We start from the raw sequence: 12,560 nt of genomic DNA on the forward strand, positions 1-12,560 counted from the left end.
GGGAGAGTAAGTCACCGCCGACACCAAACAACAAAAACACAACAAAATACAACAAAGAAGAGGACGGTATACCACCGCCCTCTTCCTTGCGTTTTACCAGCCCACCCAGCTGGTGGAAGCCGTAGGAACAACACACATACGTGTTGCCCCTACGGCTTCCTTTTGCGTTTACACTCATCGTTCTAGGCCAGCCCACCAGCCGCACAACGATGGCTTCAACATCCACCATAATGGGAAGTCGGAAACCAACCCTCAACCTTTCCTTTTACCCCCGTTGCCCATTGGCGCTCGACTCTGGGGATCCCTGCGGGTTTAGGTCACCCTATTCGAACAAAAACACCCCCCATCGCGCGCATATGTCCGGAAGCCGGGATACTATAAGACCACTGGTTAGAAAACACGTACGAACCACTGCTTCCTTTTGGAGTGCACCTCGTGACTGCCACACTCGCCCCACCCGAACCTGATACTGCCCTCGACTATCCCGACACCCTCCTCATTTCCAGCCACCCCGATACTGATCTTCTAGGCGAAGATGATGTACCGGAAGCGTTCTACACCACCAACGCACCCGGAAACCACATCGGCCAAGCCGGCACCTACACCCGCAAAACCTCCTGGTTCCTCTACCGCGCAATCCTCCCCCAACTAGACGAAGATGTTGATTTAAGCCTGACCAGTCTCGCCAAAGACCTTGGTATCTCCTACTCGAAACTCCACGGCTTCCTGCGCGCCCACTTCCGCATGCGCCAGTTACCTCTAGTCACCGAAGTACAAGGCCTCCACTGGATCCTCGATCTGACCAAATTACGCATCATCGACCGCGAACTACACCGCCTAGATAGCAACCCCGACCATCTCGAAGCTATCGACGCAGCACTCGCAGACTTCCTCACCCCCACCACACCAAACGAAACAGTACCCACCGACGCCGACCTACGCCGGTTTATCCGCACCTTCATCGATACCCACCTTTGCCCAGAAGACAAAGAACAACAGCCCGAACCCCGCCTTCGAATTCATATCAATCCAGACCACACCACCACCCTGTCACTGACCTGCGACCGCGCCACAGCCGCCATCATCGCCCACCACATCGACGCCTACGTCAATAAAGCGAAAACCACCGCAGCACAAGGACTTATCGACCTCATCTTGGAAGACACCCACACCAGCGTGGCTATCAACACCTTTACCACCAACCCCAGAAGCAAACAGCGTCTATGTTCCTGGTGCCGGATGGATAAACATCAACCAAGCACCCATAGACCACGCTTTCGTGCGCTGCCTAGTCGCCGATGACGTTGATGGTTACACCCCAAATGTTGACATCCGCGCCTACACCCAAGGCAGAGACGCCACCTGCCGCTGGCCCGGCTGCACCATCCCCGCCACACGATGCCAACTAGACCACCGCATTGAATACCACCAAGGCGGACCGACCAGCCCAGACAACCTAGTAAACCTCTGCCAACACCACCACAACATCAAAACCGACCGCCGCGTCCACTACATCCTCGACCACATCACCGGCACCATCGCCTGGCTCCACCGAGACGGCACCTACCAACTAGACCACCCCACCGGGCCCCTAGCCACACACCAAACACACTGGAACCACACCTGGGCACAATACCTCGCACTACAACAACAAAGAACAAAAAGAGGAACGGCAACAGATTAGGTTGATGGCAACCGGAGTACGGCTCCATGATTGATCTCGCCATGCCTTAGTGTGCCGTTTTCCTCCTCTGGGATGATGCTGGCCGTCGTTCATGGTAGCTAAACTATAAGAGGTAATTTCCCATTTACAAGGAGAATTTGTTTCATGACTGATGCTGCGGCTCGCGCCGTTGACTTGTTCAAGCAATACGGAAGCGATGACACAGCCGTTGTGGCCCTGGATCATGTTTCCATTGAGTTCGGCAAGAGCGAATTCACTGCGATCATGGGCCCATCGGGCTCCGGTAAGTCGACGCTAATGCACACTATGGCTGGTTTGGATTCCGCGACTTCCGGTTCGGCGTTTATCGGCGATACCGATATGTCGGCGCTCAACGACAAGGACATTACGGCGCTGCGCCGTGATCGGCTGGGCTTTATTTTCCAGTCCTTTAACCTTGTTCCTACGCTGACTGCCGCGGAAAACATCACGTTGCCGACCGACATTGCGGGTAAGGACGTCGATAAGCAGTGGTTCGAAGAGGTAACTCGCCGTCTAGGCTTGGCAGAGCGCTTGGAGCACCGACCGGCTGAGCTATCAGGCGGTCAGCAGCAGCGCGTGGCCTGTGCCCGCGCGCTGGTTTCCCGTCCGGAAATTATCTTCGGCGATGAGCCAACCGGCAACCTGGACTCCAATTCTTCGGCCGAGGTGCTCGATATTTTGCGCACGGCAGTGGACAAGGATGACCAAACCGTGGTCATCGTGACGCACGATGCGAAGGCAGCGTCGTACGCGGACCGAGTGGTTTTCCTTGCTGACGGCAAGCTTGTCAACGAGTTGCACAATCCGACGATGGAGGCCATTCACCAGGTAATGGCGGAGATTGAGGGCTAAATGGCACGCGGAAATGCAATGCGCAGGGTGTCCCTGCGCAATATCGTGGCGCATAAGTTGCGCCTTGGGCTGACAATTCTCGCGGTGGTCTTGGGCACAGCGTTTATTGCCGGCTCGTTTATGTTCACCAATTCGCTGAAGTCTACTTTTGACTCCGCCGTGGATAATGAATTTCGTGGCGTGGATGCGGTGGTGAGCCAGAAGGACGACAATGGCGCGAAGCTGGATGAAAAGCTTCGCCAGAAGTTGGCCGATGATGAAGATGTCAAGAACATCAATATTGCGGATTCGGAGACTGTCGTCGCAGCCAATGAGAACTCGGAGGCCTATCAGACTCAGGGCGGTACGGCCAGCGTTGTCCCGTTTTATCCAGAGGATAAGGTCGTTGGCGGTGCCGATAAGCTAAAGGAGGGCGAGGAGCCGAGCGGTAAGGACGAAGTCCTTGTCAATTCCTCCGCGGCGGATAAATACGGAATCTCCGTGGGACAAAAGCTCATTGTGGTTCACCCCGATGAGCAGGATACGGTTACCGTTTCTGGTATCTCGGAGCCCGCCGTCGACCAGGGCGATAGCATCGTGCTGAGCATGGCCGAGAAGGACTACCTGGAGCGCTACGGCGATCCGAGCCAGCTCAAGGTTTCTGCGGCCGAAGGCGTGGATGCGAACGCCTTGGTGGATCACCTAAATGACAAATATGACGTCAAGGCGGAGTCGGGCGAGCGCCTGGCGGAGGAAACCTCTGAGATGATGTCCTCCGCCTTGAAGTTCATTAACTACTTCCTCATTGCGTTCGGCCTGATTGCACTGCTGGTGGGCACGTTTATCATCGCTAATACCTTCTCTATGATTGTCGCGCAGCGCACCAAGGAATTCGCTCTCCTGCGCGCGCTGGGCGCTTCCCGCCGCCAGATTACGAACTCGGTGGTGGTGGAATCTGCCATCGTGGGACTTCTGGGTTCCATTGTCGGCGTTGTTGCCGGCATGGGCTTGGTGGCCATCATTAAGGCAGTAATGAGCGCGAAAGGAATGCCGTTCGACGGTGGCTTGGGCCTGAGCGTTTCGGCCATCGTGGTCCCGATTATTTTGGGCACCATCGTGACGGTCGTGTCCGCGTGGGCCCCGGCACGGCGCGCAGGTCGCGTGCAACCGGTTGAAGCGATGCGCACCACCGAGTCTGCTTCTGCGTCTTCCCTGAAGGTCCGCACAATTTTCGGTGCCATTATTTTGCTGGTTGGCATTGTTGCGGCGTTGGCAGGCGTGCTTTCCGACGGCGAGACGAACGTCCGCGCCGTCCTCGTCGGTGTGGGCGCGTTCGGGATCATTGTCGGATTCTTCTTGGCTGGCCCAGCCCTGTCGCTCCCTTTGGTGCCGACGGTAGGCAAGGTAATCGGTGTGCCTTTCGGTGCTATCGGTTCTTTGGCGGCGACGAACTCGCGTCGCAATCCACGCCGCACGGCTGCTACTGCATTTGCCCTGACCCTAGGCGTGGCCTTGGTGACGGCTATTGGCATGCTTGGCGCGACGATGAAGTCCTCCGTGGCCGATACCGTGGAGCAGAACATCACCTCCGATTACCTCCTTTCTGGCCCTAGCTCCGGTGAATTCCCAACACCGAAGGACACTGGTAAGCGTGCGGCTGAGGCTGAGGGCGTAGATAAGGCCATCACCATCGGTATGGCTCCGGTGACCGTTGATGGTCAGGCATCGATGGATTATGGTCCGCAATTCCAGCAGACCACGACTGCGGATGGAGATCCGTCGTCGATGATTGCGCTCGATATGGTCGAGGGCGATGCCAACTTGGATAAGGGATTCATTGCTACCGAAGACTTTGCCAAGGAACACGGCTGGAAGGTAGGAGAGACCTATAAGGTAGCTTCTGCGGAAAAGGACAAGAAGGCCGAGGCCAAATTGGTCGGCCTCTTTAAGTCCACCGATGTGGTGCAGAATATGGTGCTCTCGCAGGAGGTAGCTGAAAAGGTTGCACCGGAGAAGTCCTTTACCGTCCAGATGGTGGGCGTCTTGGGTCAAGAAGGCTATGACAAGGAAGAACTGCGCCATAACTTGGAGGATGCGGTCAAGGATCTGGTTGTGGTTCAGGTCAATTCCGGTGAGGAGTATGCGGGCCAAGCTGCAGGCTTTATTGACCAGATGCTCTCCATCCTTTATGGTCTGCTCGCCCTTGCCGTCATTATTGCGGTGTTGGGCATTGTCAATACCTTGACCTTGGGTGTAATCGAGCGCCGCCAGGAGATCGGTATGTTGCGGGCTGTGGGCACACAACGCCGCCAGATCCGCACGATGATTACCCTGGAGTCCGTGCAGATCGCGCTCTTTGGCGCGGTGATGGGCATCCTCATTGGGCTCGGCTTGGGCTGGTCTTTCATCAAGATCCTCGGCGATGAGGGACTAGACTCTGCGCAGATTCCGTGGGCGATGGTGCTCATTATGCTTGTGGGCTCGGCCCTCGTCGGCATTATCGCGGCAGTATGGCCGTCGCACCGCGCGGCGAAGACGCCGCCATTGGAAGCAATCGCCGACTAGCTGCCTAGTCTAAGGCCTCCCCTCATCACACGTTGAGGGGAGGCCTTAATGCTTTTACGCGGCCATCCATGCCTTGACTGCCGATACCGCATCCTTGGTCTTCATATCGGGCAGGTAGGCGTGCATGGTGGCCAGCGCGATGGAAGGAAGCTTCAATTCATCGTGATAGCACAGGTACCACGGGTGCTCCTCGGGTTGGAATTTGCGCTTGCTGGCCGCGAGGGTGCGGAAGCCGTAGAGCGGTTCGACTTCTTCCCCAATGCGATTGAGGGCGACGTCGAGCCAGTTAGGCTCGTCAGGCTGTCCAGCCAATGGCGCACCGGACAAGGAGATCCAGGCAAGGCCTTCGGACTGGGCAATGAGCATTGCCTCTGAGATGAGGAGCTCAATTACTCCCTTAAAGCCGTGCTCGTTGCGGCGCATGACGTCGAGAACGTAGCCGGTAATAGCACCGTTTTCGTATACCGGCATCCAACTGGTCACACCATGCAAAGTGCCGTCGGCGGATTCAGCAAGCAAAAGCCGGGTGCCGGTCACCGTCATTTCTTCTAAGCCGCCGAGGGTAAAGCCCATCTCGGGTAGGGCCTTGTCGGAAACCCAGTCCTCGCTGAGTGCGCTAATGCGGGCGATAGAGGCTATATCTAGCTCCTCCCACGTGGTCCACCGAGTACTAACTCCTTCCTTCTCGGCTTTGTTTCGGGCCGTGCGCACATTTTGGAATTTCTTTCCTTTGAATTCCACGGATTCGCAGTTGAGGACTGCTTCTTCTGCAACTTGAAGGCGCTTGAGCTGCGGGTGAGCATCCGCGAACTGCGCATTGACGGAATACCACGCCACGGCCCAGCCTTGCTCGGAGGCAAAGCGCTCGAATTCGGCGCTGATATCGCGGCCGACGGGGGCGCCCAGCGTGAGCGCAATGCCATTGGAGACACGGTAGGCCACATAGGAGTCACCGTGGAAGAAGTACCGGTTGGATTTCCACAGCGTCATAAAGGAAAGATGATCGCCGGTGCCGGATTCGAGCAGGCGGCGGGCCGAGTCGCGGTCGGATTCTTGTGCAGGATCAACGGGCCGAGAAAAGCCAAGGTAGAGCCGGACTGCCAGCAGGATCCAGAAGGCGTTTCCAACCCATAGGTAGATGAACCAGGAAAACATCGTTGCCGGCGCGACGTGGTGGGGAAGGATAAGCGCAACGACGGCCGGAACGAAGCGCAAGGGCGTCTCTGCGAGGATGTCGGCAAGATTTGCTGGGGGAACGGTGTTGTGCAACGAGGCTGTAAGGATCCACAAGCCCGCGCCGAGGGAAGAGGCAAGGATGGCGAAGACAATAGTGCGGGTGAAAAATGCGCGGTTTTCGCGGATCCGGAAGAGCGAATAATTGATAAGCAGCATGAATAGCGCCAAGAGCCAGGGCAGGATGACGAGCACGAGGTTGGGCAGGAGGTAGCTCAGGCGGGAATCATCCCAAAGCTGGTAGGTCAGCAACGCGATGGCCAGTACTTGGGTGATAACCGCCATCCACCAAGCGAGCACGCGGCCGCGCATGAGACCAAAGCACACCACCAGCTGGATGATGAATGGCATGATATTGGCTACCAAGGCGCCGATGCCTTGGGCACGGGCGAGATCGACTGCGGCGGTACAGCTGGTAGAAGTTAGCGAATCTGCGCAGACTTGAGTGGCCTCCAGAGCCGAAAGGTGTGGTGCCCACAGGAGCTGTGTGATTTGGGAGAACGGACCTTCGGCCATGGGGTCGAGTGCCACGAAGGCGGGGCCAATGGCTACGCAGGCGATACCGACGGCGAGGAGCACGCGACGCTCCCTGATGGAAGACGGCGCGGATTCGGGTTTAAAGAGCAATTGGCCAGCCGTAATAGAAAGCGTGGCGGCGACGATGCCGAGAACATCTGACATGGTGCCGGAATAGAGCACAAAAGTGGCGGTAAGCACGATAAGCGAAACGCGCAGTCGCCGGCGCCATAGGCGAGGGAGTAAAGCGGAAGCAAAACCAGCAGCACCGGCGATAAAGCCGATAGGGGTGAGGAAGGTATCGCTCAATAAGTCATTGCCCCATCGATTTAGGCCTACGGTCTCAATGCCGCGGGCGAGCACGATGGACAGCGGGATGCTGATGAGCTGGGAGACAACTCCTACCGCCAATGTGCGCAAGGAACCTAAGCGCCATTCAGCGGGAACGAGCCAGAGCACGATGAGCACGGACAAAATAATGGCGCCACCGGGGTGCGCGGTAGTCAGCGCCAGCCAGTGGGAGGTGGGGAAATCCACTAGGTGAAGTGCCCACATAATGACTAAGACGGCTAGGGAAACGGGAAACCTGGTCAGGATGGTTTTAAGAACGGACATCGTGGGCTCCAATTCCATCGAAGGGATCCTTGATAGCGGTCATTCCACCGCGGCTAGCGGCCCAAGCGAAGGATTCGCGCAGGGCTGGGCGCCACACCTGGAAGGAGTGGCCGCCGGGTCGGGTGCCAAAGTAGGTTTTCATGCCGGCGGTGCGGGCGGCATCGGAAAGCGAGCGCAAAGCATTGACCGAAGCAGTGTCCTTATCGCCAGCGATGAAGATGGCCTGGGTAGAGAAGTGCTTGTGGGCGAGCAGGTGGGCGGGGTCTTGGTCATTGAAAGCGGATTCGTCCCCGGCGAAGAATTTCTTCACCGTCGCCGCGTGGTTGCCAATAGTGGGCTCAGCCTCGCCGGAAATGTCGATGATGGAACCATAGGCTTCGGGGCGGTTGGTGGCGATCTGTAGGGAGCAGGTGCCGCCGTAGCTTAATCCGCCCACCGTCCAGGTGCGCTGATCCGGGTTGACTTTGAATTTTTGTTTAATGGCCTGTGGTACGTCCTGGCTGAGGTAGGTCATTACCATAGCCTGGGAGCTATCGGCGCAAATGGGGTTGGCGGTTTCAGAGCCGGTGGCGTCCACGGCTATGACGATGGGGCTGCGGCCCCCGTTAGCCGCCTGGAATTGGTCTGCAGTTTCGGCCGCCTCGCCCGAACCGAACCACTGATCCGGGCCGCCCGGGTTGCCGTGCAGGAGCACGATGACAGGCAAGGTGTGGTCCGTCCAGTATGCCGGCGGAATATACGCCGTGGCTTGCCGAGCGGCGAAATGGGAGGTGGTGCCGGGAAGATCCACATGGACGATGGCTGCACCAGACTTGGTGTGGGAAAACTCTTCGTAGCTCATTTCCTTTGCCACAGGGCGCGGGTCAAGGGACGCAATATCTGGATAGGTTAGGTATTCCATGTTGACGATGCCGACCGTGGCCAAAAGGGAAAAGATTCCGGCGGTGACCGTGATAATCTTAGGTTTGCGTACCAGCGCCGCCACGGGGACGAAGGCCGCGAGGAAGATGTACCACGGCACTTGCCAGTGACGGAGTAAGAACCAAGCAATAATGCACAGCAGGGCGGCGATGATCAGTGGCCACACCTTGCGTTGGAGGAGAATGATGATGGCCGCAATCGCGAGGATGGCGTAAAAGATCACGCCATTGATGGGATCCGCCAAAGGCAGATTCAAAAGGAAACTCACGCGAAAAATATTAGGCCTGAGCGGGCCAAAAGTAACTGCTAGTTAGCTGGGAGTTTACCCCTTAAATCCCGTGATAAATGCGGGCCGCCCAGATGGTGCCGCGCCAAGCTAATACGATGCCGAGCCCGATGGTCCAGAAGAGATACTTGCTCAGCCGCCACCATTGTTTGCGTTTGATCATCTCTCCTAGTTCCTTGGCCAGCGTGGACCAGGTGGACAGGCCACCTGCAAGGCCGAGGGCGAGGAAGGGGTGGATGAGGGGGGCGTCGGCAAGCTGGGCGAAACCATAGGCTAGGCCGAGGGTGAGGGAACCCATAATATTCGCCACGAAGGTGCAATAGGGGGCAGGTAAAAGCCGGGTAAAACCATAGCGGAGGCTGCCGCCTATGAAGCCGCCGAGAAGGACGCATAGAAGATTCATCGCAGCTTGTCACCCGCCAGGTAGCCGCCCACGCAGCCAACGATGGTGGCTAGGACATAGGCTAGGGCGATGGACCACTGCGCCTCGGAGGTGAGGAAAGCGAAGGTAGCGAAGCTAGTAAAACCGCCCAGCACGCCCGTGCCCCAGAATGGGCTGGGGCGGAAATACCCCATGAGCGCGCTGCCGAGAATATTGATGATAAGCAGCGGGATCATCCCGCCGCCGAGCGCTGCGGAGAGTAGGTATCTAGCAGCCGCGCCGAGCGCGGCGCCAGCACCCACGACGAGGAATTGAGGCATGCGGCCTATGTTACTTCCAGTCCATTCCCTGGGACTCTACGAACGCGCGTACCTCATCTACCGGTTTAGTGAGTTTGGGATCAAAGGCTAGGTACGCCTTAGTCTCGCGTGCCACGAGGCCGGAAAGGAGGAGCAGCCCAATGAGGTTCGGGATGGCGATGAGGCCATTGGCCAGATCGGAGAAGGTCCAGGCAAGCTCGAGCTCTGAGACGGAACCGACAAAAAGCAGACAGGCAAAGAACATGCGGTAGGGGATGGAAGCCTTGCGGCCGCACAGGGATTCCAGGGAACGCTCGCCATAATAAGCCCAGGCCATGATGGTGGAAAAGGCGAAGAAAATAATGGAGAGCGAAACGATGGTGCCGCCCCAGTCTCCGGGCAGTACACGAGAGAAGGCCTCAGCCGTCATGATTCCGGCCTCGTCGCGGCCCATGTCCCAGGTGCCACCCACCACAATGACCAAGCCGGTAATGGTGACCACAATGATGGTGTCAATGAAGGTCTGCGTCATGGAGACTAGCCCCTGGCGCGCCGGGTGCGGGGTTTTGGCGGCCGCCGCGGCGATGGCGGCGGAGCCCATGCCGGACTCATTGGAGAAGATGCCGCGGGCGACGCCGTATTGAATAGCCATCATGAAGGTAGAACCCACGAAGCCGCCGCCGGCGGCCGTGCCGGTGAAAGCACCGCTGAAAATCATGGCGAAGGCGGCGGGGATCTCGCTAGCGTGCGAGAAGATCACAAACAGTCCACCAAGAACATAAACGATGATCATTAAAGGCACGAAGGCCGCGGTGATGCGGCCGATGGCCTGGATTCCCCCGAGGAGTACGGAGCCTACCAAGACGAACAGGATTGCACCGGTGGCCGCTGGGGCGATGCCGAAAGTGGATTCCATATTGGTGGCCACGGCATTGGCTTGGGCGAGGTTGCCGATGCCAAAGGAGGCGCAGATTGCGAAGATGGCAAAGAAGACAGCTAGCACGGAGCCGAGCGGTCCGGGGATGCCGCGCTTGAGATATTGCTGGGGGCCGCCGGACATCTCGCCCTTGGAATCGGTGGTGCGAAAACGCACTCCGAGGTACGCCTCGGTGTATTTGGAGGCCATGCCCACTAGGCCCGTAATCCAGATCCATACCAGCGCGCCGGGGCCACCAATAGACAGCGCGGTAGCCACCCCCACGATATTTCCCACGCCTACGGTGGCGGCAAGGGCGGTGGTCAGCGCCTGATAATTGGAAATATCTCCTTCGGTGGACTCATCATCAGAGTCTGTGGCAAAGACGTGGCGCGTCGCACGCCCTAGCGTCCGGAACTGGAGGCCACCCAAACGGATTGTCAGCCACAGGCCCGTGCCCAACAGGAGTGGAATGAGGATGAATGGTCCCCAGACCACGGTGCTGATGGCGGAGAGAATGGAATTAAGCGAGTCCATTCTGCAAATCTAGCGAACTATAGAAATGGAGTAAATTTGGCCATACCCCCAGCCGGGGGATCATCCGTCCTGCGCAATCACTGGGGAGAAGGCAAGCTATAGCTATACGGACCCCAACCCCAAGGAGTACGCCATGGCCCACGAGCGCGCCGGCACGCTTGCACAACCATCGGACCTCATTGACATCGCAGAATTGGTCACCGCCTACTACACCCGCACCCCGGACGCGGAGAACCCAGACCAGCAGGTCTCCTTTGGTACCTCTGGGCATCGCGGTTCCGCACTCGACTGCGCTTTCAATGAGGCGCATATCCTGGCGATCACCCAAGCCATTGTGGACTATCGCGCAGAGCAAGGCGTTACCGGGGCAATTTTTATCGGCCGCGATACCCATGCGCTATCCGAGCCCGCCATGGTCTCCGCCCTCGAGGTGCTGCTGGCCAATGAGCTGGAGGTTCGCGTCGACGATCGCGGCCGCTATACCCCGACTCCGGCGGTATCCCACGCGATTTTGACCCACCCCGGTACCGACGGCATTGTGATTACTCCTTCGCATAACCCTCCGCGCGATGGTGGTTTCAAGTACAACCCGCCAACCGGCGGCCCGGCCGATGCGCAGGCAACCGATTGGATTGCAGGGCGCGCCAACGACTACTTGCGCGCCGGGCTGGAGGGCGTGAAGCGGACGTCTGTCGCGGGCGTGCTGGACGAGCGCTGCGTGAAGCACGACTACGTACAAAACTATGTTGCTGACCTAGAAAACGCGGTGGATATGCAGGCCATCAAGGATTCCGGCGTGCGCATCGGCGCTGATCCCATGGGTGGTGCCTCGGTGGACTATTGGCAGGCCATTGCGGATCACTACGGGCTGAATATGACCGTGGTCAACCCTGAGGTGGACTCCACGTTCCGCTTTATGACCTTGGATACAGACGGCAAGATCCGCATGGATTGTTCCTCGCCGGATGCCATGGCCTCGCTTATCGACGCCCGCTCAAGCTTCGACCTTGCCACCGGCAACGACGCCGATGCGGATCGCCATGGCATTGTCACTCCCGATGCGGGCTTGATGAACCCCAATCATTACCTTGCCGTGGCTATTGAGTATCTCTTCAGTCACCGTCCGCAGTGGGGGAATGCCGGTGTGGGGAAGACTTTGGTGTCCTCCTCCATGATTGACCGCGTGGTGGAAAGCTTGGGACGCGAATTGGTGGAGGTTCCCGTCGGCTTCAAGTGGTTTGTGCCGGGCTTGGTCGAAGGCACCATTGGCTTCGGTGGCGAAGAATCCGCCGGTGCGTCTTTCCTCCGCTTCGATGGCTCCGTATGGTCCACCGATAAGGATGGCATCATTATGGATCTGCTTGCCGCGGAGATCACCGCGGTGACGGGCAAGACACCGTCTCAGCGCTATGCGGAGCTGGCGGAAAAATTCGGTGCCCCAGCCTATGCTCGCACCGACGCCCCCGCGAACCGCGAGCAGAAGGCCATCCTCAAGAAGCTATCTCCCGAAAAAGTCAGCGCTACGGAGCTGGCAGGGGAGGAGATCATGGCCAAACTAACCGAGGCTCCCGGCAACGGTGCTGCCATCGGCGGCCTGAAGGTGGCGACAAAGAATGCGTGGTTTGCCGCGCGTCCTTCTGGTACGGAAGATAAATACAAAATCTATGCGGAGTCTTTCCTAGGTGAGGAACATCTCAGAAAGGTGCAAGCAGAAGCACAGGCAGTTGTTACCCATGTATTAGAGGTTTAACGCT

General features: G+C 58.1%; 11 protein-coding genes. 5 read left to right on the forward strand and 6 right to left on the reverse strand.

All coding sequences use genetic code 11. From position 1 onward, the window contains the following. On the reverse strand, nucleotides 1-229 hold a 229-nt coding region (locus WMP97_RS01815; RefSeq protein ID WP_340439671.1), incomplete at its 3' end, for a hypothetical protein. A gap of 206 nt (nucleotides 230-435) precedes the next feature. Here WMP97_RS01815 and WMP97_RS01820 point away from each other — a divergent pair. The 4 genes from WMP97_RS01820 (at nucleotide 436) to WMP97_RS01835 (ending at nucleotide 5,101) form a co-directional block, all read left to right on the forward strand. Next, entirely contained in the window at nucleotides 436-1,302 is an 867-nt protein-coding gene (locus WMP97_RS01820) for a hypothetical protein (protein WP_340439672.1), read from the forward strand. Continuing rightward, nucleotides 1,280-1,684 (forward strand): HNH endonuclease signature motif containing protein, encoded by a 405-nt coding sequence (locus WMP97_RS01825; RefSeq protein ID WP_340439673.1) that lies wholly within the window; start codon nucleotides 1,280-1,282, stop codon nucleotides 1,682-1,684. The genes WMP97_RS01820 and WMP97_RS01825 overlap by 23 nt, the downstream gene beginning before the upstream one ends. Nucleotides 1,685-1,828: 144 nt before the next feature. Beyond that, nucleotides 1,829-2,557: an ABC transporter ATP-binding protein gene (locus tag WMP97_RS01830; RefSeq protein WP_023020834.1), complete on the forward strand. Its 729-nt coding sequence runs from the start codon at nucleotides 1,829-1,831 to the stop codon at nucleotides 2,555-2,557. Beyond that, nucleotides 2,558-5,101 (forward strand): ABC transporter permease, encoded by a 2,544-nt coding sequence (locus tag WMP97_RS01835; protein ID WP_340439674.1) that lies wholly within the window; start codon nucleotides 2,558-2,560, stop codon nucleotides 5,099-5,101. 54 nt (nucleotides 5,102-5,155) lie between these two features. On the opposite strand, the gene WMP97_RS01840 is transcribed toward WMP97_RS01835, so the two are convergent. The 5 genes from WMP97_RS01840 to WMP97_RS01860 form a co-directional block, all read right to left on the reverse strand. Next, nucleotides 5,156-7,465 carry a bifunctional lysylphosphatidylglycerol flippase/synthetase MprF gene (locus tag WMP97_RS01840; RefSeq protein ID WP_340439675.1) on the reverse strand — a complete coding sequence of 770 codons (2,310 nt, stop codon included), beginning with the start codon at nucleotides 7,463-7,465 and terminating at the stop codon, nucleotides 5,156-5,158. Further along, nucleotides 7,452-8,654: an alpha/beta hydrolase gene (locus WMP97_RS01845; protein WP_340439676.1), complete on the reverse strand. Its 1,203-nt coding sequence runs from the start codon at nucleotides 8,652-8,654 to the stop codon at nucleotides 7,452-7,454. Before WMP97_RS01845 ends, WMP97_RS01840 begins: the two co-directional genes overlap by 14 nt. 61 nt (nucleotides 8,655-8,715) lie before the next feature. Next, on the reverse strand, nucleotides 8,716-9,075 hold the full coding sequence (locus tag WMP97_RS01850) for a fluoride efflux transporter FluC (protein WP_340439677.1): 360 nt from the start codon (nucleotides 9,073-9,075) through the stop codon (nucleotides 8,716-8,718). Beyond that, nucleotides 9,072-9,374, reverse strand: coding sequence for a fluoride efflux transporter family protein (locus WMP97_RS01855; RefSeq protein ID WP_340439678.1), 303 nt, complete (start codon nucleotides 9,372-9,374; stop codon nucleotides 9,072-9,074). The genes WMP97_RS01850 and WMP97_RS01855 overlap by 4 nt, the downstream gene beginning before the upstream one ends. A 10-nt stretch (nucleotides 9,375-9,384) precedes the next feature. Continuing rightward, a complete protein-coding gene (locus WMP97_RS01860; RefSeq protein ID WP_340439679.1) occupies nucleotides 9,385-10,806 on the reverse strand; it encodes an alanine/glycine:cation symporter family protein in 1,422 nt (473 codons plus the stop codon). A 133-nt stretch (nucleotides 10,807-10,939) separates the two neighbouring features. Between WMP97_RS01860 and pgm the strand changes: the two genes are divergently transcribed. After that, a complete protein-coding gene (gene pgm / locus WMP97_RS01865; protein ID WP_340439680.1) occupies nucleotides 10,940-12,556 on the forward strand; it encodes a phosphoglucomutase (alpha-D-glucose-1,6-bisphosphate-dependent) in 1,617 nt (538 codons plus the stop codon). Nucleotides 12,557-12,560 lie beyond the last annotated feature (4 nt).

It is taken from the genome of Corynebacterium sp. KPL4072 (assembly GCF_037908395.1).
GTDB lineage: Bacteria > Actinomycetota > Actinomycetes > Mycobacteriales > Mycobacteriaceae > Corynebacterium > Corynebacterium kefirresidentii.

Excerpts from the sequence above, each read along its gene's own strand:
- pgm (WP_340439680.1), top strand. The coding sequence starts at position 10,940 with ATGGCCCACGAGCGCGCCGGCACGCTTGCACAACCATCGGACCTCATT.
- WMP97_RS01840 (WP_340439675.1), bottom strand. The coding sequence starts at position 7,465 with ATGTCCGTTCTTAAAACCATCCTGACCAGGTTTCCCGTTTCCCTAGCC.
- WMP97_RS01855 (WP_340439678.1), bottom strand. The coding sequence starts at position 9,374 with ATGCCTCAATTCCTCGTCGTGGGTGCTGGCGCCGCGCTCGGCGCGGCT.
- WMP97_RS01830 (WP_023020834.1), top strand. The coding sequence starts at position 1,829 with ATGACTGATGCTGCGGCTCGCGCCGTTGACTTGTTCAAGCAATACGGA.
- WMP97_RS01860 (WP_340439679.1), bottom strand. The coding sequence starts at position 10,806 with ATGGACTCGCTTAATTCCATTCTCTCCGCCATCAGCACCGTGGTCTGG.
- WMP97_RS01850 (WP_340439677.1), bottom strand. The coding sequence starts at position 9,075 with ATGAATCTTCTATGCGTCCTTCTCGGCGGCTTCATAGGCGGCAGCCTC.
- WMP97_RS01835 (WP_340439674.1), top strand. The coding sequence starts at position 2,558 with ATGGCACGCGGAAATGCAATGCGCAGGGTGTCCCTGCGCAATATCGTG.